Source organism: Listeria monocytogenes (assembly GCF_013282665.1).
Taxonomy (GTDB): Bacteria; Bacillota; Bacilli; order Lactobacillales; family Listeriaceae; genus Listeria; species Listeria monocytogenes_C.
The window spans coordinates 1,850,911-1,872,656 of the sequence record NZ_CP054041.1 but is presented as its reverse complement, the minus strand read 5'-3'; the positions used below and the strand labels follow the sequence as shown (position 1 = coordinate 1,872,656).

Below are 21,746 nucleotides of genomic sequence, written 5' to 3'. Positions count from 1 at the left end.
TCCGTTACTTAAAAAGTTTCGTTAATCATCATATTATTTTCTGCTTGTGTCTCCGCGTGGTGCCCCGTAATAACATCCACCATATGTTCAGAAAAAGCTAATTGCATTTCTGTTCTAATTTGATTTTCTGAAACGGTTACTCGTAAAAGATTTTCTTTTTCAAGTAGCATTTTTTTCCGTTCATCTATAATGGCATTTTCCGCAGGTGTCCAAGTTTTTTGTAGAGTTCGAAGCGTATTATTTTCGCCAATGATTGTTTTTAAAGCTTGATATTCGTTTTGTAAAGCGGCAAGTTCGCGTTGTAGTACTAGTTGGCGCTCTTCTGCTTCAATCCAGTTCTCTTCTTGCACTAATTTACCTAATAAAATGGATTCATCAGCAGCTTTGCCATTTTTTTCGATTAAGATTTCTAATTGATTAATTAATTCGTTTTGCATTCCCATCACCTACAATACGACATCGAGAATCATGCCAGTAATCTCACCAATTCGGTTTAGCATATCTAAATGTCCAGTTTTTGTGTCAATTAAATTCATTACATCATCGAGTTCATTGGTTTGTTTTTCTACTTGTTTTAAAATCGTCATTTTTTGCGAAAAACCGTATTTTGGATGGCGACTTTCGATATTATCGTAATCCATCACATTATTCACATAAAAATTTAAAAATGTTTGGACTGCTTTTTTATAGCTCAAAACGTTATCTACCGTCATATCCATTTCAACGAGTGACTTTTTATCTGTGACATTCGTGATTAGTTCGTTAATTTCAGTCAGAGAAGGAGTTTGTTTCTTGCCATTCGCCTTCATTTGTTCAAAATAAAGTTGTTGTGTTTGATTTAATTCTTGTATTCCTCTAACTACATTCGTCTGTTTGGACTGCGAAATTTGGCCAATTGAAACATTATTCATCCTTTTTCCCCCGAAAAACTCATTTTCGCTTTCTAAACCTTATTTTTCTATTTAATTATACTGAAACAACCTGAAAAAGTATATATTTTTTCAAAAAATATCTTTTTAAAATAAAATAATTAATAATAAAATAATAAATATAGCAACTATCATGAAAAATATTGGTTGTTTGGAAACACTTCGGAAATCTTTTACTAATAAATCCAAAAATGACATTTCTTGTTGTGCGAGTAGCATCATTTTCGTCATATCACTCGCGAATTCGGCGTCCACACTACCTAAAATTCGTTCTGTATCGGTGAACCCTGCTTCGATTTCCATTTTTTGAAACAGTTGTGCAAGTCGTGTAAGTTGGCCTTGCATCCGGTCTAAAATAACGGCGATCCCGCCTTGCGTCATTTGTCCGTCTGCCAAGCGTTGTAGTTCTTGGAAAAGTTCCGTTAATGGCTTGGTTGCTTGTTGGTGAAAAATTTTGATATTCCCATTTGGAAATGCGCCAATCTGCGGTAAAAGCTGGTTCATGAGTTTTAAGTATTCGCTACCTAATTTCCAAATATTGATGTTTTCTGCTTGTAATTCATATGGTAATAAGTGGCGCGATTGGAACATATTGCCAAATTCGCGTAACACTTTAATCATCCAGTTCGTTTCTTGTCTTGCGTCAACAATCGGGTCTAGTCTTGTTGCATGTTCGATATGCCCTTGGAATTCACGCATCATTTGGATTCCTGTCTCCATATTGCCAGAAGCTATTTGCATCATGCGCAAGAAATCGTATTTTCCTGTTGTTTCAAAAGTTAAGGTTGGCAACATTTTGAGCAAAAAGGATATTTCGTTCATAATTTTTTGATTGGCTAAAAACAATTTTTGATTCGCGGGATTTTCAGAAAAGTATGCTTCAAAGTTATGTTGTTTCATTAGAATTGTACTTAATTGGCTACTAATCTCGCTTCTGACTGTTTGCCATTTAGTAGAATCAGTTGGATTTTTTATTCCCGCGCGCATCACGTAAAAGATTAAATCATTCGCTTTTTTAGCATTGTTCATCATTAATTTCATATATAATTCTAAACTTGCTGCGCTTGCCCCGTTTAGTTGTAAGCTACTTAGTTCTTTAAAAGAGAATGATACTGGCGGTGTTTTCGGTACGGCTACTTCTGTATTCATTTGTGCTTTTATCGTACCTTCTTTTACAACTGGATTTTGTTTAATGAGTTCCCGTTCTAGTTGATTACGATTTTCTGCGGATTCTTGAATGCCATCTATTTTCATTCCGTCCACCTCACTTCTGCTTTTATTTCATTGCTCTATTACCCGAAAAAATAATAACGCCAATAATCATGAGCGCTGGAATCCAAAACGGGATACTGCTTGACTTGTCTTTAGTTGAAGTTTCCTTTTTCACCTGCTTTTTGGGGGCATTTTCATGTGACTCAACAGATGGCTTAGGAGCTTTTGATGTTAGTATCTGCGCTTTTTCGTTCGGTATTACTGGTGGTGGTGCGATTATTTCTTTACTTGGCATTTCAATCACAGGCTTGATTTCTTGATCCATTTGCGTGGAATAAACTTGGCCGTCCCAGTCTGTCCAGTGGAGCACTATTTTGCCTGTGGTGGTTATTTCTGCACTTGTGAAACGGTTGCCCGCTCGTTTGACGGAAAATTTTTGACCGTTTACTTCAATATAAAGATTGGAAATAAGTGTGAAGTCCGGAAGAATGGCTCCGGTTAAAATGGCATTGTTTACTAACTGAATATCTCCAAAAGGTTCACTAATGGCGCGAACGAGCATGTGTTGCTCCATTCCTTGAATATGAATGATTTCACCAGATAATTCGCTCGGTAAAGTTAGGCTTCCCTTCCATTCAGTTGCCGTTTTTTGCCATTTTAGCGGGATTATTTTGCCGGTCTCTGTTTCTAGTGCTGGAAATTCAGTTGTATATTTATCGAGAATTAGCTCGATTCGCTTGCCAACTTGGCCGATTTTTTTCTGGACGTTCGTGATGTCACTACCGTCATAACTTAAAATGGTTGCTTTTGGTTGATATAGCTGCACAGTGGTTTCTAAGTCCAAGGTGATTTCATTCTCGGCAAAATCAACTAGTTGCAGTTGAAAAGTGAGTTTTTCGTCCAGTTGGAATTTTTCTAAAGGTATTTCTGCAACAAACTTTCCTGTCCAGTTGTTGTGATTGAGTTCGATTTCCGATTCATGAGATCCGCTATGGATAAGCAACATTGCTTGTTTCACACCAGATTCTGCGTCATCCAAATCGGCTGATACTTGTAAAACGCTCGTCGGCAAGACCTCTTCCTCATGCGTAATTTCTATCGTTTTCAAGTGCGGCGCCGTTTCGTCTTTCGCAACTTCCTCAAGCTGTTTCACTTCAAATAAATCTTCCATAGTCACAACCGGTTTCGACTTATCTGCTTGATAAAATTCAGCCCGGTAACTCCCGTCCAAATCCCAATCCGTCACCGTATACGTTTCCCCGTCCAGAAGTTTCCTTTGTCCATGTTCATTCACCAGAATAATTTTCAAGTCTGCCACATTTTCGATATGAAACGAAATCACTTCACCAGATGTAAAAACACGCTGTTCGCCTTCAAGCGATATTATCGGGGGTTCAGGATCTGCTGCAAAAGCTTGAACCGAAAAAAACAGCCAAAATAAAATTGTCATCAGTCCAAGTTTTCGCACATTTTTCACCTTACTAACTCCGTCATTTGTATACCAAAATGATCATCCACGCGAACTAAAATTCCTTTGCCAATCGTCACGCCATTTAGCGCTAAGACAAGGGGTTCATTCATGCTTTCTTTCAAGATAATCACATCTTTTTCACACCAGGAGATAAATTTCTCGAGTTTTACTTTTGCTGTACCGAATACCACTTCAAGCGTTACGGGAATTTCTTCCAAAATTTGTTCCATTTCGGAAAGTGTTTCTTTTTCTTCGATGACTGCTTGATGGACTGGTTCAGCTGGTTTTTCCGGTTCGATTATTTCTGCTGGAGTCGTTGCTTCTTTTTCTGCGACTTCTTTTGCCTGAATCCCTAGCATTAATTGCGCCATTTCTTTGGCCGCTGCTGGATTAAAAATTTGGTACATGGGCGTTTTTAATAGCCCTTCTACTTCAAGCGGGAAAATAACTTCCACCGTTTTCCCTTCTTCGATATTTTTTTGAATCATCGTATCGCCGAAATTACAAAATTCCATGGTAGGCGGGCTAATATCGATTTTTGTTCCGAGCATTTCTGACATTGCTGTAGCCGAAAAGCCCATCATCTGGTTCATTAATTCTTGCACTGCGCTGACTTCAAGTTCCGTCAGTTCTGCATCTTCTTGAACCAAACCGTCTCCCATCATCATTAAATCTGCCATAATTAACGCGGCATTTTTGCTAATGATAAATGTGTTACTTGAGCGCAGCCCTTCGACAAATTCCACACTCGTCACTAAGCAAGGACGTTCATTAAACTCGAACTCTTTGCTATCAATTACGCGTGCAGTTGGGATTTGTAAGGAAACTTTGCGGTTAAGCAATTTGGATAGAACGGTTGAAGCTGAACCGATGCCGATATTACATACTTCTAAAAAGACATCTAATTCTTCGGCCGTTAAGCTGATTTCTTCTTTTACTGGTTCTTGCTCTGGAACTGCGTCGCCAAGTAATCTTTTTGCAAGTTCACGCCCTTTATCAATGGGGATGAGTTGCATTAAGTTCGAGGTAATTAAGTCGCCGATAATTAAATCAAAGCCGACTTTTATCATGGTTTGGTCATTCGTGTCTTCTAATTGTTCTTTTAGCGCGATTACTTTAATGTCTGGTGTCGTAATATCAATCATTTCACCAAACATATTGCTCATCGCAGTGGCGGAATGTCCCATCATTTGGTTCATCGCTTCTTGTACCGCGCTGAGATGAAGTTCTGAAAGTTCTACGTTTGGGTCAATGTTTCCGTCGCCCATCATCATTAAGTCCGCGATAGCCGCAGCCACTTCTGATTGCAGAACAAATAAATTCCGCATTTCGATTCCTTTATGGAAATTCACTTCTAACACAACATGTGGAATATCAATGTCTTTCGTATTATACAAATCAACAATCTCTACTTTTGGTGTTGAAATGGTGACTTGTTGGTGTAGTAAATCAGATAAGACCGTAGAAGCTGAGCCAAAGGAAATATTGGCGATTTCTCCTATCACATCTAGTTCCATTTGCGTGATATTTTTCTCTAGTAATTGCTCCACTTCTACCTCTCCTGCTCTGTCCGCCCTGTATGACGCATAAATTTAACGGCTTTTTGATTACCACTTTTTCCCATATAACATTCAAATTTCCATTTTTCGGTGACGTAGCCTTTGAGCGTATCGCGTATGTGTGTTTCTGTTAGAAGGACGTCGCCTACTTCTAGCTTATTCAGTTCTTTCCACGTTGTTTTAATTTCACCCACACGAATGCGCGCTTCTTTCTCGACTTGATGCAATTCTTGCTCGACTTCCGCATCAAAGTTCCGCCGTTTATCAAACGTATATTCCACGACGTTTTCCAGCTTGTTCATAATCTCTTCTACAGAGAAAAATGGTACGCCAATGCGCATTGTACTAATCCAGAATTCCGATTTAATATCGACACTGACAAGCGCCATCATGTCGTTCGGTGAGGTTACACGAAGCAGCGCTGGGTTAGTTTCGATATTGACAATTTCTGGTGAGATTGGATGCACCGATTTAAAACTGTCTTTGAGCGCTTCGCAAAATTTTTCTAAAATAGATTTCAACGTCAACTCTTCAAAAACAGATAAAAGTCTGCGCTCGCTCAATTTTCGTTTTGGATTCCCGCCAGATAAACACTCATGAATATAAATGATATAGGCTAAATCGAGTTCAATAATAATTTGGCCGAGCTCTGGATTACCAAGATCGATAATGCAGAAAATATAGCTATCGTTCGGCATTGTTTCGATATAGCCGCTTGCAAAAGAAACTTGATCTGCAAGGGTTGCTTCGGTATGAATCGGAATCCGGATACGCTGGGAGACAAACTCCATGCTTTTTTTCGTAAAAGCGGATGCAATCGTCTTTAAGCTTTCGAGGTGTTCTGCACCAAATTTCTCTGGTTTATGAAAGTCATAGGGATGAAAGCGCCCAAAGTCGCCAATTTCCGTACTTTCATCGACTACCTTCCCTTCACTCATTTGGGAAAGCAGGGCGTCAATTTGTTCTTGACTTAATTTATCGCTCATTTTTTGTCACTCCCTAGCTCTCAAGAAGAACTTGCCTCTCCTAATTTCGTTATTTTGACAAACATCTTGCCGTCTTTTGTCAAAATCTCGCCGTATCCGATACATTTGCCAGAAATCGTAATTTTGACCACATTGGCTGTGGAATCTTCTAACCGGAAAACGGTCCCTTTTTTTACATCTAGTAAACTACCGACTGGCTGTTTCGTACGTCCTAATTCGAAGTCGATTCTGAGTGGAATAGTATGATTAATTTTCATTTAGCTAAACTCCCTACTGAATCAAGTTCACAATTTGTTTCATCACGTCATCTGCCACACGAATAACTTTTGTGTTCCCTTGGAAACCGCTTTGATATGTCATTAAGTTAACGAATTCGCGGGATAAGTCTACATTCGATCCTTCTAGGGAAGAACCACTAATTCCACCAGCACCATTTTGGCCAGCAACGCCGTATACTGCATCACCAGAAGATAACCCTGGCACATATTCGCCGTTCCCCATTTTGACTAAACCGTCTTCATTGGAGAAAGTAGCCACCGCGAGTTGGGCAACTGGAATAACGGTACCATCTGAGTAACTCACTGCAATATAGCCCGCATCGGTTACTGCATAATCTTTTACAGTCGCAGCACCTTTTCCGTCAGAAGTTGGTGAGAATACTTGGTTTGTTCCGTAGTTGGTTAAGCCACTTAGGTTTAAGTCCATATTGACTTGTTTACCATTTACTGTGGAATTGATTTGGATATTTTTAAGTGCGTCTGGGTTTGTTAGTTCACCTTGCGCATTATAATTAAGTGTTCCTGTTACTGGAGGAGTTAATGCTTTGCCGTCCATTTGGATTTCATATTCATAGGAAACATTTCCACTCGCGTCAGGTGTAGCGGCTTTCATATTGACTTGAAGTTTATGTTTTCCACCAGCATTATCGTATACAGAAAGCTCGGAAGAAATCGTATCTTTTTCGCCCCAGTCAAGTGGAATATTACCACTTAAGCTACCATTTTTTGTTGCTTCTCCAGGAATGGCGCTATTTAGTGGAATTTGAATTGGTTGCAAGTTACCGTTTAAAACGTTGCCATTTTTGTCCGTTGCATAACCCATGACGTATTTCCCTTGTTGGGTAGTTAAATAATTGTTGTCAGAAACGGCAAAGCTCCCGTCACGCGTGTAAACGATATTGCCCCCTGCATTATCGCCCGCGATGAAAAAACCGCGACCTTGTAGTGCTGCGTCTTTGTTTCTACCAGTTGATGTCGGAGAACCGGCTGTATAATCAGTTAAAATCGCTCCAATTTTCGAACCGGAACCGAAGCTCATTGGGTTTGTTCCAGCATAAAGTCCGCCTGCAACAGATCCCATTGTGTTTTGGTAAAGTAAATCATTGAAAACGACACTTTGTTTTTTGTATCCTGTCGTGTTGGCATTGGCAATATTATTTGATGTTACCGATAATGCTTGTTGGAACGCATTCATTCCAGAAATAGCTGTATACATAGTTTGATTCATAATTCACACTCCCAAATTTTTAATTAATTTCTGTTACATATGTCATTGGCACGAGGCTATCGTTATCTTTTAATTTCAGCATAACGCCGTTTGTCGTTTGTTGAACGCTTTCGACTTTCCCGCTAATTACTTCGCCGTTAAGTGAAACACCTTTTATATCCTTACCGATGAAATTAACTGCGGATTGCAAGGCGGAGTTTTGCGCTTGTTCAGAAAGCTTATCAACAGCCGTTGTCATATTGGCAACTTGTTCCATTAAGGAAAGTTGTGCCATTTGTGACATCATTTCATTCGTATCAAGTGGGCTTGATGGATCTTGGTATTGTAAACTGGTTAAAAACAGTTTCATGAAGTCATCTTTGCCAAGCGTCTTAGATACGCTGGATGTTACCGCATTGTTTGTATCCTGACCTGCTCCTGATAAACTGCTAATTCCGTCCAAATTACGTCTCCTCCTCTAAATCAAATGCTTCTTGTTTTGCTCTTTCCTGATGTGGGTTTTCGCGTTCTTTCTCTTTTTTAGATTCGCCTTGGTGTCGACCATCTGAGCTTTGGTTCTGCTCTTTCGGTGCTTGTTTTTCCGTCATTGTCACGGCAACTTCTACACCGCGATCTCGGAAACGATTATGTAAATCTTGCGCCATCTGTTCGAGTTTTTGCTTGGCTGTTTGCTCCTGATATTCGATATGTACAAATATTTTATCGGGCATTTTTTTAAGTAAAACTTCGACTTTTCCGAGTGATTCCGGCTGGATGGCGAAAAAGGCTTTATTTTGTTTTACTTGGAATTTTTGCAGCTGTTCGATTTGGTCGGTGATGGTTTTATCAAGTTGTTTTAACGTCACTGGGACTTCAGATTTGGCAGCTGGTGTGAGTTGTTTCGCCGTATCATGCCAAATATTGCTGGATTCTGCGGGCTTTTTGATGGCAACTTCCTCTTTCGCTGTTACTGGCTCCTTAATGCTCGCTTTGAAAAGTTGCACGACTTCTTTTTCTTGAGGTAATTTGGCTAGGATTGGTTGGTTTTTGATCACGTTTTCTGCTAGTTTAGGTGATTCTTTTGTAGGCATGATAAGTTCTGGTGGCGGTTGTTGCTCTCTGGTAGCATTTTTTGTGGGTTCTTTCGGTGTATTTGTTACTGGAGGTTGGACAACTTGCGGGGCACTTTCTATTTTTGGTTGATCAATTGCTTGTTTGGCGATTGCCGCAAGTGTTTCTTTCACTTCCTTGAGTTCGAGTGGCGCTGCTTGCAGTTTCGTTTCTGGTGCATCGTCGAGTAGTTTGGCTGAAACGAGTGATGGTGCGATTTCTTTTAGCGAAATTGTAGCTTGTTCTCCATTATCCGTTTCTCCCTTTAAGAGCGGCGCAGGGCTATTTTCCATTAAAAGTGAAATAAAAGGCAGTTCTACTAATTCTTCTGCTAATGCTTCTTTTGGTTCGGCCTGTTTTTTTCCAATGAGTGGTTGTAGCAAATTATCTGGGATTAGCATGCGTTTTCCTCCCTTTTACTTTAATAGCACCATTTTTAAATCGCGTAATGTTTGTTCTTCTCTTTTATTTTCAAGCTGTTGCCATTTTTTTCGTGTGTCATCGTACATTTTTTTTGCCTGTTTCCCTTTTTCTTCGAGTTGTTCTAAGATTTGTTCATTGCTTTTAATGTACTGGCTAATTTGGTGAATTTCTCGCTCCATTTGTTGAATGCGGCTTGGCGAGAAGGCATCGAGTTGCATGCTTCCGGCTAATACCGCCACTTGGAGTCTTTCTTTTTTTGTTCTCGAGTAATACACTTCTTTTTCGTGCGCTAATTTTTCTACGACTTTTTCCCGTTTGGATAGTAATAATTGCAATTCTTTTAAAATGGTCGTTTTCTCTTGGTCCACTTTCATCTTCACTGCATTGTAAGCCTCTTGCTTCAAATCACTTGCCCTCTTTCTTTAGTCGATTTCTGAAATAACGATTCCGAAGTTCTCGTCCATCAAAATAGCTTCACCGATGCCGACTTTCTTTTCATCGAGGAAAATTTCGACTTTGTGGCCAGGTTTCTTTTCCACTTCGAGGACATCGCCAATGCTCAACTCGGCAATGTCCCCTACTGGCATTTCTTTTTTTCCAAGGCGGACGATTAAGTTAACGCCAATATTGTCTACTTGGCGGATAGAGCCTTTTTCGCGTCCTCCTTGGCTCGGTTCTTTCGGTTCCCATTCAGGAAGTTCTACTTGAAATACTTGTTCCATCATGGTTCCTCCTTAAAATGTTTCTAAATTTAAAATTAATACGACACGGCCATCACCTAAAATCGTTGCCCCAGAAAAGGCAATTTGACTTTCGCTGAAAAAGCCACCAAGTGTTTTTAAAACGATTTCCCGTTGACCGATAATATCTTTAATAATAAGTCCAAAAGTTCGCTTGGCATTTTTCACGACGAGTAAAAGTAGTTCATCCGTATCTTTTAAAGGTGTTTCATGGAAGCATTCGCCTAAATCAAGTACTTCGATAATGGTTTCGCGGTAATTGATTAAGTCTTTGCCGTGAACGTGTTGAATGTCTGCCGGATTAATCGTGATGGCTTCGGCTACGTTTGCAAGCGGTACAGCATAGCGGCGTTCCGATGTTGCAACGAGCATCGACTGGATGATAGATAATGTCAGCGGAATCTCAATTCGGAACGTTGAACCAGCATTTTCGCTTGATTCCACACTGATTTTCCCACCAATTTTGAGAATCGTATTACGAACCACATCTAGTCCCACGCCTCGGCCAGAAAGATCAGATACTTGATCTGCGGTACTGAAACCGGAATCAAATAATAAATCAAAAATTTCCGAGTCCGTCATTTTGGTTGATTCTGCTCTTGTAACGACATTTTTCGCAATCGCTTTTTCTAACACTTTGCGTTTATTAATTCCTGCACCGTCATCCGCAATCTCAATCACAACATTATTACCGCTATGGAAGGCTTTTAGATTAATTGTGGCGGTTTCATTTTTTCCATTTTTACGTCTTACTTCGACAGTTTCAGCTCCGTGGTCTACTGAATTACGGATTAAATGAACAAGTGGGTCGCCGATTTCATCAATGACGATTTTGTCGACTTCCGTATCCGCCCCTTCAATCACTAAATCGATTTTCTTACCTAATTCTTTGGCTAGTGTGCGCACCATTTTTGGAAAGCGATTGAAAACACTGTCTACTGGCACCATACGCATATTCAGTAAGCCGTTTTGAATTTCTTTGGAGATGGAACTGAATCGTCCTAAATGTTCCATCAATTCTTTGTTATTCGTTTTTTCTGCGATTTCATCAATTCTCGCCCGTTCAATGACGCTTTCTTCAAAAACGTTCATTAGCTTTTCGATTTTTTCAAGTTGTACACGAATGGTTTTATTTTCTAATCGTTTGGTTGTTTGTTTTGCGGCTTTTTTGATTGGTTCAATAACCTGAACTTCTTCCACTTCTTCTGTCACAGTCACTTTTTCGATTTCAGAAATATCCAGAATAACCGCTTCGATTTCTTCTTTCGTTTGTGCCGACTCTAGAACTACTTCGAATGACTGCTCAAACTCTTCTAGCTCAATCGCTTCTCTGTCTGGCAAAGTTTCTGAAATAATCCCCATTTCTGCAAGTCGCTCTAAACACATTACTGCCCGCACTGCTTTCAAAATAGCCGCTTCTTCAATTTGAATGGCAATACGGTACGTTTTTTCCACCGCTAAATCTGTTTCTTGTTCTGGGTGTAAAAGTGCTTCTAAGTCAGCTACGGTTTTCGAAATATCCGCCGCGCCTTGTCCGCCGTGCTGGATATCCGAAACCATTGTTTCCAAATGAGATGTACATGTAAAAATAATGTCTACCAAATGTTCTGTTACAGCCAATCGATTATTACGTACCTCATCTAGTACATTTTCCATTGCATGCGTTAAATCAGCCACCTGTTGGAAGCCCATCGTTGCGGACATCCCTTTAAACGTATGTGCTGAACGGAAAATTTCACTTACTAATTGACCGTTCGTCGGGTCTTTCTCAAGCTGTAACAGATTATCATTTAGCGCCTGTAAATGTTCTGAAGCTTCTTCTATAAACAGGTCTAACATATTTGTAGTCATGCTATGCACCTCCATTTCTCTACTTAGCTGCTTTTTCTAACGCCTCTAAAACCCGGTCCGCTTGGAAAGGTTTTACGATAAAGTCTTTGGCACCTTTTTTAATGGCATCAACAACCATACCTTGTTGGCCCATCGCAGAACACATAATTACTTTTGCTGATGGATCTTTCGCCATAATTTGGGCAAGTGCTTCTAATCCGTCCATTTCTGGCATTGTAATATCCAGTGTCACGATATCCGGTTTTACTTCATCATACTTTTTCACTGCTTCCAGCCCATTTTCCGCTTCCGCAACTACTTCAAAATCGCTATCTTTCACGATATTCTTAATCATCGTACGCATGAACATTGCATCGTCGACAATCAACAACTTCAACATAAAATACAACTCCCATTCCTATACCTATAAATATTTTTTAAAAAAATCGCATAATATCATTTTATAATAAAAATAGGACAATTTCTACCTTTTTCTTAAAAAATATCCGTTTTTTATAATAAAATTATTTAAAAAATAGTTAACTAGCTTAACTTTGGCGCTGTGCCCTATTTCTAATCCAAAAATATTTTTATAAATAAAAAAGAAAAGCCCCTCGTCCGGGGTGACGAGGAGCTAAGGGTAAACAATGTTCGATAAATGAATTTGATATGTTATTAGCTGTTAATTAATTGAGTTAACATTTGCGGTGTTTGGTTTGCTTGAGAAAGCATGCTGATAGATGTTTGTGTAAGAATTTTGTATTTAGTCATTTCGGACATTTCAGCAGCCATATCTGCATCTTCAATAGAGGAAGCAGATGCTTTAGTTGCGATGGATTGGTTGTTCACGTTAGATACATTGTAGCTAAGACGACTCATACCAGCACCTAGAAGCGCACGACCGTTAGAAATGTTATTGATTAATTCATCAATTGCTTCCGTTGCTTCTTGAGAAGAATCAGCATCAGCAACAGATAATGCACTATAACCAGCAACTGTAGAACCACTACCTAAAGTGATTGTTCCAGCAGAAAGACCTTTCGCATTGAAAAGATCGATATTGATTAAGTCATTAGCTTTATCAGACGCTTGGATGCTTACTTGAGTAGCAGCATTTGTAGCAGTTTGATCTAATAATTTGATGTTGTTGTAGTTAGTAGTGTCAGCAACGTGATCAAGTTCTTTAATCAAGCTACCGAATTCAGCAGTATATTGTTTACGATCTTCGTCACTGAATGAACCGTTAGAAGATTGTACTGCTAATTGACGCATACGTTGCAAGATTGAACTCATGGAGCTAAGAGCTGAATCCGCTGTTTGTAACAAGTCAATACCCATGGATGAGTTTTTGCTTGCTGCATCTAAGCCTGTAGATTTAACGTTCATACGAGTAACAACTGCAAGACCAGCAGCGTCATCAAGAGAACTGTTAATACGTTTACCAGATGCCAAACGTTCTTGCGCTTGAGTCATGCCTTCGTTATTTTTACGAAGATATTCTTGTGTTTTCAAGCTAATGATATTAGTATTTACTTTCATTTGTGTTTCCCTCCTACATTCGGTTTAGAAAAGACTTCTCTTCTCTATATGCTTTATTATATCTTCATTTTTTTAAAAAATCAAATGTTTTTTGTTAAAAATATAAAAATAAGTTATTTTTATTTATGAAAAAATGAAAATTCGGCTTTATATCAACGTTTTCCCGTTTTTACATTTCGCTTTTTAAAAAATAAAATAAAGAAGTGTTTGAACAGAAAAGGTTGTTCAAACACTTCTTTTTATAAAACTAGCTCATCTAAAATATTAATAAGTTGATGGATATTGGGTTTACTTACTTGCGCATCGGCTCCAACACCAGCACCTTTATGTTCCAGATCTTCTGTAATTAACGACGAGAAAATAACCACTGGCAATTCACGACCAATTTCATCTTCTTTGATTACTTTTGTTAAATGATGTCCGTCCATTTGTGGCATTTCAATATCGGTGATTAACAAGTTCACATTTTCAAAAGTTTGCTCTTTTTGTTCTTTGAGCAATTTGAAAATATGTTCTTGTGCTTCGCGCCCATTAGCAAAAAATTGCAGATTCGTATAGCCAGCCTCATGTAGCGTATCTTCAAGTAGTTGACGCAACATTTGTGAGTCCTCGGCAATAAAGATTGTCTTCTCTTCACGATTTACTTTTCGCGCCATACGGTCTTCACCTGTGACAGCAAAATCAGCATTTCCACTAATTTCGTAAATAATTTTTTCATAATCAAGTAAGAGTACTAAATTACCGTCAAGTTTTACGATACCAACTGCTAATTCTTCTAAACCAATCGATAGTTTTTCTGGTTCTTCAATTTGTTCCCACGAAATACGTTGGATGCGATGAACCTCATCGACACGGAAAACAATTTTCATTTGGTTTAGTTCCGTGATAATGAATTTCGTATTTTCCGGCTCGATTTCTGGCAATTTCATCACACGAGCAAGGTTCACAACTGGCATAATTTCGCCGCGAACTTGGGAAACGCCTTCAATTGCCGGGTTCGAATCTGGTACAGGAGTTACTTCGAGCGGATGAATAATTTCTTTCACTTTTAAAACGTTAATACAAAATAAGTTTTCGCCAACAGTAAATGTAACAATTTCTAATTCATTTGTTCCACTTTGTAGTAAAATTCCTTTTTCTTCTGTCATATTACTGGCCTCCTATCGATTGTTTGTAACAGTGTCTTGAAGCATGGTAACTTCATCCAAAAGTTTTGCTAAATAGCGATTATTCGGGAATTCATCCATTGCCTCGCTGATTCGATTTGCGCGATTTTCAGTATCGATTTTGATTGCCCAAAGGTAAAAGCGAAAATCGGTACTAAAATTATCGATGCCACGTTCAGCAATCGCAAGCGCCTCATCCAGTACATCAGCATCTACTAAATAATTAATTAAGTTGATATATCCTTGCTTTGTCACTTCATCTGCATCGACGATATTGTAGAAATCAAGCGCGATATCTGCAAAATCATATTGGAAAAATAAGTCTGCAATATGGCTGTTGATGCTGTCATGGTAAACGCTACGAAGTGCCAATAAGTAATCAGCAAACTCGCCTTTTCCAAGTGCAATCGCCCGTTCTAACACGAATAAATAACGTTTCTTGCTGATTCTCGGACCATTTTCAAAGATAAAGTCATAAATTTCACCAACATCGCTATTTTTCATAACACGTTCGATTGGTAATTGTGGATTTTCATAATGCCACAAACATAAATCCGCCGCATCAATTAATTCTTCCTTGATACCGAATAAAATAGCCGACTCGCTAATTACTGGGAAAACGTTACGAATCGTTGCAATCTTCACTTCTGTTGCTTCTGCGACTGGCGGATACACATCGGTTAGCGATTGAACGATTAGTTCGGACAATTCCGCGTAACCTTGTTGTGTTGTCATCGAAAGTAAGCGCAAGCCAGTTTCTGTGCTAGCAATAAAGTGATGACGTTCCATAAAGGAGAAAATTTCTTTTGGTTGATGGAATTTGCTAAGCAGCATAATCATTTGGAACATCACACCGTAATCAGAACTATTTTCCGCATAGGCTTTAGAAAAATGAGTCATGGCGCGCGTGTAATCTTTTTCTTCTAAGTAAATCGTTCCAAGCATTTTGTGCGGCATGAAGTTGGTTGCTTCGTACAACACGATTGGTTGATAGTCAATCTCCGTGTTTTCTAGCAAACTTTGATAAATTTCCTTCGCATCCTCAAGTTGGTGATTTACATATAAAATATTGGCTTTTTTTAGTGGGAATTCTGGTACGTTTGGCCAAATAATTCTTGCTTCTTCGATGATTGCCAAGCTTTCGTCATAGCGCTTTTCTTGTTCTAGTAGCTCGGCAATATGATAAGCGCTTAGTTTCGCCCAAATATAATGATTGTGGTCGCGTAGGCGGAACGCTTCGGAAAATTCTTTCAGCGCTTCCTTTTTGTTGCCAAGTCGATTCATTTCTTGCCCGATGTTAAAATGCACAAAGCCACTATTTTTATTATTTTTTACTTCTTTTTCTAATAAACGTAAATTACGGTCTGATTTGTCTTGTTTTTCGACAATTTCCGACATATAGCCATAATGATAAATTTTTAATTCAGCAACTCCAGCTGCAATCGGGTGCTTGTCTACCGCTTCTAGTTGTTCATGAATGACGCCTCGGAAGCAAATCGTACCATCATTTTTATAAACTCGTGCCATTTGGTTCGTTGTTGTTACTCGTCCTTTTTCCCCTGTAAAGCTAATGATTTGCGCCATTTGAATTGGGTCGATTGGTGATTTTAACTGTTTTTCTAATTTTCGATAACTTTCTTCTTCCAAACATTCGTCTGCATCAATCGCTAAAATCCATTTCCCCGTTGCATGTTTGGCAGCAAAGTTTCTTGCATCAGAAAAATTGCCAGTCCATTCAAAGTCATAGACAAAATCAGTGAATTCTTGTGCGATTTCCTTGGTTTTATCAGTGGAACCTGTATCTACAATAATGATTTCTTCTGTAAATTTTCTAAAAGACGCTAAACTTTGTCGCAAAATATGTGCTTCATTTTTGACTATCATACAAATCGAAATTAACGGCCGCATGAACCTTCCCTCTTTCTATCAATTAATTCACTAATTTTATTTTATCGCTGCTCGCTCGGTGCAGTAGATGTTTCTTCGCTTTTGGCAAATCATAAATCATACTTTGAACATCGAACGATTTCGCTACATCGACTGGTATCACATCAGTCGGCTTATCCCCGTTATAAAAACAACAAACCAAATCCATTTTACTAACAATTTGTGCTAAGAATTTCTCATAAGTCGGCTTTGCAATCACTGTATCGAAATAACCAAATGACTGATAGCTACTGCCTAGACGTTCCAGGTAGTCTATGGTCGATAAAAACGGCTCTGGCAAACATTCTTTCGGTGCAAAAGTGTAAATCGACAGTCGCGGAGCCAGATGCTCTTTTTTCAAGAAAAATTGTAACACTTCATTTTCAATCGACTTATAACAAAGCAAGTGAATGTGGTTCACTGGTGCAAATTTTTCGAGGTATGCTTGAATTTCTTGTTTGTCATAATCGGTTAACGTATGCGAACCGCTTAAAAAAAGTTGCAAACACTTCACCTACTCCTCTTCATCTAGCGTATCGCGATTAATTGGGCGCACCATAATTTCTACACGCCGATTTTTTTCACGATTTGCTGCGATATCATTTTTAGCAACGGGCCTGAATTCCCCGTAACCACGAGCACTGAACTCGCCTGGGTTTACTTCGCTGTTTTCTTGAATGATTGCTTCCATGAAATTAACGGCACGCGCGACACTCAGTTCCCAATTGGAAGAATAAATCGAAGTACTTATTGGCACATTATCGGTATGTCCAGAAACAATCCCTTCCATCGTTCCTTTTCCTTGTGCAAATAGTTCGCCGATTTCTTTGGCAATCTCGCGTTTTCCTGCTGTTAATTCTGCACTTCCTGACTGGAATAAAATATCATCTCGGATAGTTATCAAAAGCCCTTCATCCGAGTATTTCGTTGTCATTTTTGCTCCCAAATGTTCTGCTGCAATATAACTATCAATTTGTTTTTTAAAGGCTTCAATCTTTTCTTCGTTTTGCTTTTTAAGTAAGGCCGCTGCTGCTTTTTTAGCTTTCTCTTGTTCGGTTGCTTCTTTCTTTTTATCCTGCTCTTCCATCGCCTTCAAGACTGCATTCACATTTGGATCATCCGGTCCTTTTCCTTTGGATACATATGCTTGATTGCCTGCTGCACCTTCTTCTACAATTTTCTTAAATGCATTTCCCATTTGTTCGAACTTCTTAGCATCAACGGAACTGGAGGCAAACAGAACGATGAACAGCGCAAGTAAAAGTGTCAGCAAATCACTATATGGAATTAACCACGTTTCATCAACGTGTTCCTCCTGCGGTTTCTTGCGACGCTTGGCCACGCTCAATTTCCTCCACTTCTCTCGTTTTCTTCCCTTTTCCATTTCGCAGCACATCTTTCTCTTTTGGACTTAAAAAAGATAATAAACGTTCTTCCACAACACGTGGTGCATTTCGCTCTTGAAGCGCGACGACTCCCTCAATCATCATATATCTCAAATGCACTTCTTTTTGTGATTTCACTTTTAATTTATTGGCAAATGGCGTCCAAAGCACGTAACCGGTGAAAATACCGAAAATCGTACAAACAAACGCAGCGGCTATTGCTTCGCTAAGTTTGTCTGGGTTCGACATTTCGCCCATCGCATGAATGAGTCCCATTGCTGCTCCAAGTACACCGAGCGTCGGGGCATATGCTCCGGCTGATGCAAAAATCTTGGCATAAGCAGCATGGCGTTCTTCCATACTCGCAACTTCTTCTTCCAAAACATCCCGCAAAAATTCTGGAGAAGACTGTCCATCTACAACTAAGCGCATTCCTCGTTTCATAAATGAATCTTCAATTTCGTCGACAGAATCTTCCAGCGCAAGTACGCCGCTACGCCTAATTTCATCTGCGTATTCTTTGTATTGCACAAGTACTTCCACTTTGTCCGGCATTTTCTCTTTTGTAAAAAGAATTTTAAATAGTTTTGGTACTACTTTTACATCACTCCATGGGTGCGCCATCATAACGGCCGTAATTGTCCCAAGAATGATGACAATTAAAGCTTCAGCGCTAAATAACATCGCCAGTGATATATTTTGAATCATGAACGAACCTGCAATGACTATCACTGCCAACACAAGTCCTATAATCGTTGTTATTTCCACGTTACTTCATCTCCCACCTACTTATTTCAGCGAACTAATTCCACTTCATTTAACCAAAAAGCAACTAACTCGTTTTCCATTTCAGGTAAATGAACGAAAAACGCTTTAGCATCCGCTTCACTGGCAAATGCTTGCGAGCGGTAATTCTCTTCTTCCACACCTTTTAAAGCGAGGAAATAAAACGACTCTAGCCGGCCTAGAATAACTTCTTTCTCCCCGATTTCATAGCCAACTGTCTGTCTAATTTCAAATTCATTCGGTAAGAAAAGTTGTGTTTTCTTTTCAAGCATGAGAATTTGTTCTGCGAGTCCTGGTTTGTCCTCAAAAAACGCTAATTTTTTTATGTTTTCTATTCGTCCCATCTAACCAACTCCATTTCTTTTTTTGCTAGGTTTTTATGTAGAAAAAATTATTTAATGTGGCAAGCCCGTAATCAGCTGGATTCAAAATTTGTTCTGATCCTCCGATGAAAAGAACGCCGCCCCGTCTTAGTGACTCTGCAAACTTCTGATATGCTTGGTGTTTACCTTCTGCTGTGAAATAAATCAACACATTGCGACAAACAATTAAATCAAAGCCTTTTTCGTAATAATCGGTCAACAAATCGTGCCGTCTAAAACGAATCGACTTTCGATATTTAGGTAAAATTTGATATGTATCTCCTTTTTCAACAAATGCCGTATGACGTTCTTGTTCATTTAGTTCTTCCATTTGGCGACTTTGATATTCTCCAATGACCGCGCGCTTTAAAATCGCTGGCTCGAGGTCTGTGGCTAAAATGTCATAATGCCTTGTGCCAACTGAGCGTTCCATCATCATCGCTAACGAGTAAGGCTCCTCTCCAGATGAACAAGCCGCACTCCAAATCCGGAGTTTTCCGCGACTATCTTCAAGTAATCTTGGAAGTACTTGTTTTTCCAGCGCATCCCAACGATTGCGATTACGGAAAAACGACGAAACATTAATCGTAATCAAACTAATGAACTCATCCAAAAGAACGGCATCTTTTTTGAGATGTTTGAAAAATTCTCCAAAAGTAATATATTGCTTCTTCACGATAAAAGATAAAATTCGACGTTTCATTTGCGTTTCTTTATAAAGCGCTAAATCTAAACCTAAGTCCCTTTTGACGACACGAGTAAAGTAAAGATAATCCTTTTCCAAATCTGGAATCATTCTTTTTCTCCTCCCCCTAGCTAGGCCTTTACTGACGAATTAATCCGGTTGCTTCTTTGTCGTACACTTTATCGAACATATTGACGACATTTTTTGAAGCTTGTACCATACGCTGGTTATCCATAAGTTGTACCATTTCTACGCCTAAATCAACATTAGACGTTTCGATAACTCCATTTTGGATAATCCCTTGTCCAGCTGGTAAGTTCATTGTGTTTATACCATTTACATGAAGTCTACCTTCCCCGTCTTTCACCAAGCTATCTGCTTGATTAGCAGAAACAAATTTAGTTCCAAGACGGCCCAAGTACTGATTGGTTTCCGCATTGTATAAATCACCATTTGCTTCGGCACGAATCGACGTTTTTTGCCCCACTTGAATCGCTTCTCCAGTTGCACTGAGTAAATTAGCGCCATCTGCTGTCCGCAGAAAACCGAACTGATCGGAGTGAAACTGTCCGCCACGTGAAAGGGAAATTTCACCATTTTTAGCTGTAATGAAAAAATTACTTCCTTGCGTAGGATCCGTGTCTTGCATAAAGAAATCTCGGTCGCGGTTCGTAATATAGCTTGATCCCGCCGTTAAATTAATATGCGTTGCAGCAGGCCGAACGCCGTAATCAATTGTCCCAACTTGCCTAGTGACAGGCCCATTCTGATAGTTCACTTTGTTTCTCGAAATCACTTCACTCGTAAGTTGATCAAACTTGAAACCCGGTGTCTGCGCGTTAGCCACGTTATTCGAATGCACTTGAATGTGTTGCATATAGTTCATCATCCCAGCTGCACCAATATATAATCCCTTCATTCCAGCACCTGCCTTCTATCCGTCCCAACAAACCGCTCCGCTAACCAACGACTCTTTGGTCTGAAAATATTTTCCGTAATATTTTGCCCATCTGTCATGTATAACACTGGTAAATTCGTTTCTTGCATCACAGTGTATAAATCGCCAATGCGTGTTGTTTCATCCATTTTTGTAATAATAAAACCGTCAATCGGAATTTCAGCTAATTTTGGTAAAATTGTCATCACATCCGCACTTTTCATTCCAGAAGAAAATGTAAAACAGGTTAAATCTGGATGAACAACATCCGTATACGCAGAAATTTCACTCACAGATTCCTCGGCTAAATAATTTCTCCCAACCGTATCAATCAAAATATGATCCACGCAATTAACGTACGTCATATACTGCACAGCTTCTTCTAGTTCAGCCGGGCTCGTCGCAACGATAAGTTCCACATCGAGTTTGTCCGCATAACCTTGGAACTGCTCCACTGCACCTGATCGAAAAGTATCTGTTGTAATAAAACCTACTGTTCGATTTTGTTTTAACAGCTGCCATCCAAGTTTCACAAGCGTGGTCGTTTTCCCAACACCCGTTTGTCCAATCAAGGAAATAATTCGGTGGTTGCTTAAATCAAACGAATCTTCCACAGCTAATTTTCCGGATAAATAAGGAATAAACCAATCCGTAATATCATCCAAATGCGCCGTTTCTACTTGCTTAAATTGCTTCCGTCCAGCCTGCATAAAGTCCGCCACATACGTATCACTAATTCCGCGACCCTTCAAAAACTTCACGAAATCACTGTTTTGTTCACGCTCCTCGCGCATTTTCACCGCAAGCTCACGATTTAAAGCTGCTAGTTCGAGACGCATCGCTGATAATTCTTCTTCTTGTGTTTTCCTTTCTTCTAAAAGCGGCGTTGATTGTGCCAGTTCCGCTCCCGCAGCAAGCATTTCCAGTAACTTTTCCTTTCTCAACAAGTCACCTGTTTTTGGTCTCGTTTTCACAACCGATTTTTGAAATGTTTCTTGGAAGTCCATTCGACCGTCCGCTATCGCCACTTCACTCATAATAACCGCCGTCACTTCATACTGTTTCTTAAAAATTCCAAGCTTTGTGACACGTTCATCCGTAATTTTATAAGGCTCATTCGTGACTAAGCGAATCTTTTTATGTATTTCTCGCTTGGAGTTTGCCTTAAAAATTTCCATCTTTTCTACTAAATGTTTTCCCATTTCTACGGATTAC

General features: G+C 39.3%; 24 protein-coding genes. All 24 read right to left on the bottom strand.

Annotated features, from left to right (window positions below; all coding sequences use genetic code 11):
* Positions 1-8: 8 nt before the first annotated feature.
* Positions 9-437, bottom strand: coding sequence for a Myocilin (locus HRK21_RS09410; RefSeq protein ID WP_070006288.1), 429 nt, complete (start codon positions 435-437; stop codon positions 9-11).
* A gap of 9 nt (positions 438-446) precedes the next feature.
* The gene (locus HRK21_RS09405; RefSeq protein WP_003721824.1) at positions 447-911 is read right to left on the bottom strand and encodes a YaaR family protein; all 465 of its coding nucleotides are present in this window, start codon (positions 909-911) and stop codon (positions 447-449) included.
* 105 nt (positions 912-1,016) lie between these two features.
* Complete coding sequence (locus HRK21_RS09400; protein ID WP_070006289.1) at positions 1,017-2,183, bottom strand: hypothetical protein; 1,167 nt, start codon at positions 2,181-2,183, stop codon at positions 1,017-1,019.
* Between the two features lie 22 nt (positions 2,184-2,205).
* A complete protein-coding gene (locus HRK21_RS09395; protein ID WP_077952731.1) occupies positions 2,206-3,609 on the bottom strand; it encodes a Eukaryotic translation initiation factor 3 subunit E in 1,404 nt (467 codons plus the stop codon).
* 5 nt (positions 3,610-3,614) lie between these two features.
* Entirely contained in the window at positions 3,615-5,162 is a 1,548-nt protein-coding gene (locus HRK21_RS09390) for a flagellar motor switch protein (protein WP_070006290.1), read from the bottom strand.
* A 2-nt stretch (positions 5,163-5,164) separates the two neighbouring features.
* Positions 5,165-6,157 carry a flagellar motor switch protein FliM gene (fliM, locus tag HRK21_RS09385; protein WP_003721820.1) on the bottom strand — a complete coding sequence of 331 codons (993 nt, stop codon included), beginning with the start codon at positions 6,155-6,157 and terminating at the stop codon, positions 5,165-5,167.
* A gap of 20 nt (positions 6,158-6,177) precedes the next feature.
* Positions 6,178-6,414 (bottom strand): flagellar motor switch protein FliN, encoded by a 237-nt coding sequence (locus tag HRK21_RS09380; RefSeq protein WP_003738361.1) that lies wholly within the window; start codon positions 6,412-6,414, stop codon positions 6,178-6,180.
* Between the two features lie 13 nt (positions 6,415-6,427).
* Entirely contained in the window at positions 6,428-7,663 is a 1,236-nt protein-coding gene (gene flgE, locus HRK21_RS09375) for a flagellar hook protein FlgE (protein ID WP_003738360.1), read from the bottom strand.
* 19 nt (positions 7,664-7,682) lie between these two features.
* The gene (locus HRK21_RS09370) at positions 7,683-8,105 is read right to left on the bottom strand and encodes a flagellar hook assembly protein FlgD (RefSeq protein ID WP_003738359.1); all 423 of its coding nucleotides are present in this window, start codon (positions 8,103-8,105) and stop codon (positions 7,683-7,685) included.
* Between the two features lies 1 nt (position 8,106).
* A complete protein-coding gene (fliK, locus tag HRK21_RS09365) occupies positions 8,107-9,153 on the bottom strand; it encodes a flagellar hook-length control protein FliK (protein ID WP_070006291.1) in 1,047 nt (348 codons plus the stop codon).
* A 15-nt stretch (positions 9,154-9,168) separates the two neighbouring features.
* Entirely contained in the window at positions 9,169-9,579 is a 411-nt protein-coding gene (locus HRK21_RS09360) for a hypothetical protein (protein WP_070006292.1), read from the bottom strand.
* Positions 9,580-9,597: 18 nt separating this feature from the next.
* A complete protein-coding gene (locus HRK21_RS09355) occupies positions 9,598-9,897 on the bottom strand; it encodes a flagellar motor switch protein FliN (RefSeq protein ID WP_077952727.1) in 300 nt (99 codons plus the stop codon).
* A gap of 12 nt (positions 9,898-9,909) precedes the next feature.
* Entirely contained in the window at positions 9,910-11,766 is a 1,857-nt protein-coding gene (locus tag HRK21_RS09350) for a chemotaxis protein CheA (protein ID WP_003738356.1), read from the bottom strand.
* 19 nt (positions 11,767-11,785) lie between these two features.
* The gene (locus tag HRK21_RS09345) at positions 11,786-12,145 is read right to left on the bottom strand and encodes a response regulator (protein WP_003721812.1); all 360 of its coding nucleotides are present in this window, start codon (positions 12,143-12,145) and stop codon (positions 11,786-11,788) included.
* A 275-nt stretch (positions 12,146-12,420) separates the two neighbouring features.
* A complete protein-coding gene (locus tag HRK21_RS09340; RefSeq protein ID WP_003738355.1) occupies positions 12,421-13,284 on the bottom strand; it encodes a FliC/FljB family flagellin in 864 nt (287 codons plus the stop codon).
* Positions 13,285-13,523: 239 nt separating this feature from the next.
* On the bottom strand, positions 13,524-14,432 hold the full coding sequence (locus HRK21_RS09335; protein ID WP_003724426.1) for a chemotaxis protein: 909 nt from the start codon (positions 14,430-14,432) through the stop codon (positions 13,524-13,526).
* A 12-nt stretch (positions 14,433-14,444) separates the two neighbouring features.
* Complete coding sequence (gene gmaR, locus HRK21_RS09330; protein ID WP_069888219.1) at positions 14,445-16,358, bottom strand: transcriptional anti-repressor GmaR; 1,914 nt, start codon at positions 16,356-16,358, stop codon at positions 14,445-14,447.
* Between the two features lie 22 nt (positions 16,359-16,380).
* Positions 16,381-16,881 (bottom strand): hypothetical protein, encoded by a 501-nt coding sequence (locus HRK21_RS09325; protein ID WP_003730252.1) that lies wholly within the window; start codon positions 16,879-16,881, stop codon positions 16,381-16,383.
* 9 nt (positions 16,882-16,890) lie between these two features.
* A complete protein-coding gene (locus HRK21_RS09320; RefSeq protein ID WP_070006294.1) occupies positions 16,891-17,718 on the bottom strand; it encodes a flagellar motor protein MotB in 828 nt (275 codons plus the stop codon).
* Positions 17,678-18,529 carry a flagellar motor stator protein MotA gene (gene motA, locus HRK21_RS09315; RefSeq protein ID WP_069888216.1) on the bottom strand — a complete coding sequence of 284 codons (852 nt, stop codon included), beginning with the start codon at positions 18,527-18,529 and terminating at the stop codon, positions 17,678-17,680. Before motA ends, HRK21_RS09320 begins: the two co-directional genes overlap by 41 nt.
* Before the next feature lie 26 nt (positions 18,530-18,555).
* Positions 18,556-18,891: a DUF3964 family protein gene (locus HRK21_RS09310; protein ID WP_003738352.1), complete on the bottom strand. Its 336-nt coding sequence runs from the start codon at positions 18,889-18,891 to the stop codon at positions 18,556-18,558.
* A gap of 25 nt (positions 18,892-18,916) precedes the next feature.
* Positions 18,917-19,705: a CheR family methyltransferase gene (locus HRK21_RS09305; protein ID WP_003738351.1), complete on the bottom strand. Its 789-nt coding sequence runs from the start codon at positions 19,703-19,705 to the stop codon at positions 18,917-18,919.
* Between the two features lie 28 nt (positions 19,706-19,733).
* A complete protein-coding gene (locus tag HRK21_RS09300) occupies positions 19,734-20,513 on the bottom strand; it encodes a flagellar basal-body rod protein FlgG (RefSeq protein ID WP_003738350.1) in 780 nt (259 codons plus the stop codon).
* Entirely contained in the window at positions 20,510-21,733 is a 1,224-nt protein-coding gene (gene flhF / locus HRK21_RS09295; protein WP_070006295.1) for a flagellar biosynthesis GTPase FlhF, read from the bottom strand. Before flhF ends, HRK21_RS09300 begins: the two co-directional genes overlap by 4 nt.
* Positions 21,734-21,746: the final 13 nt, after the last annotated feature.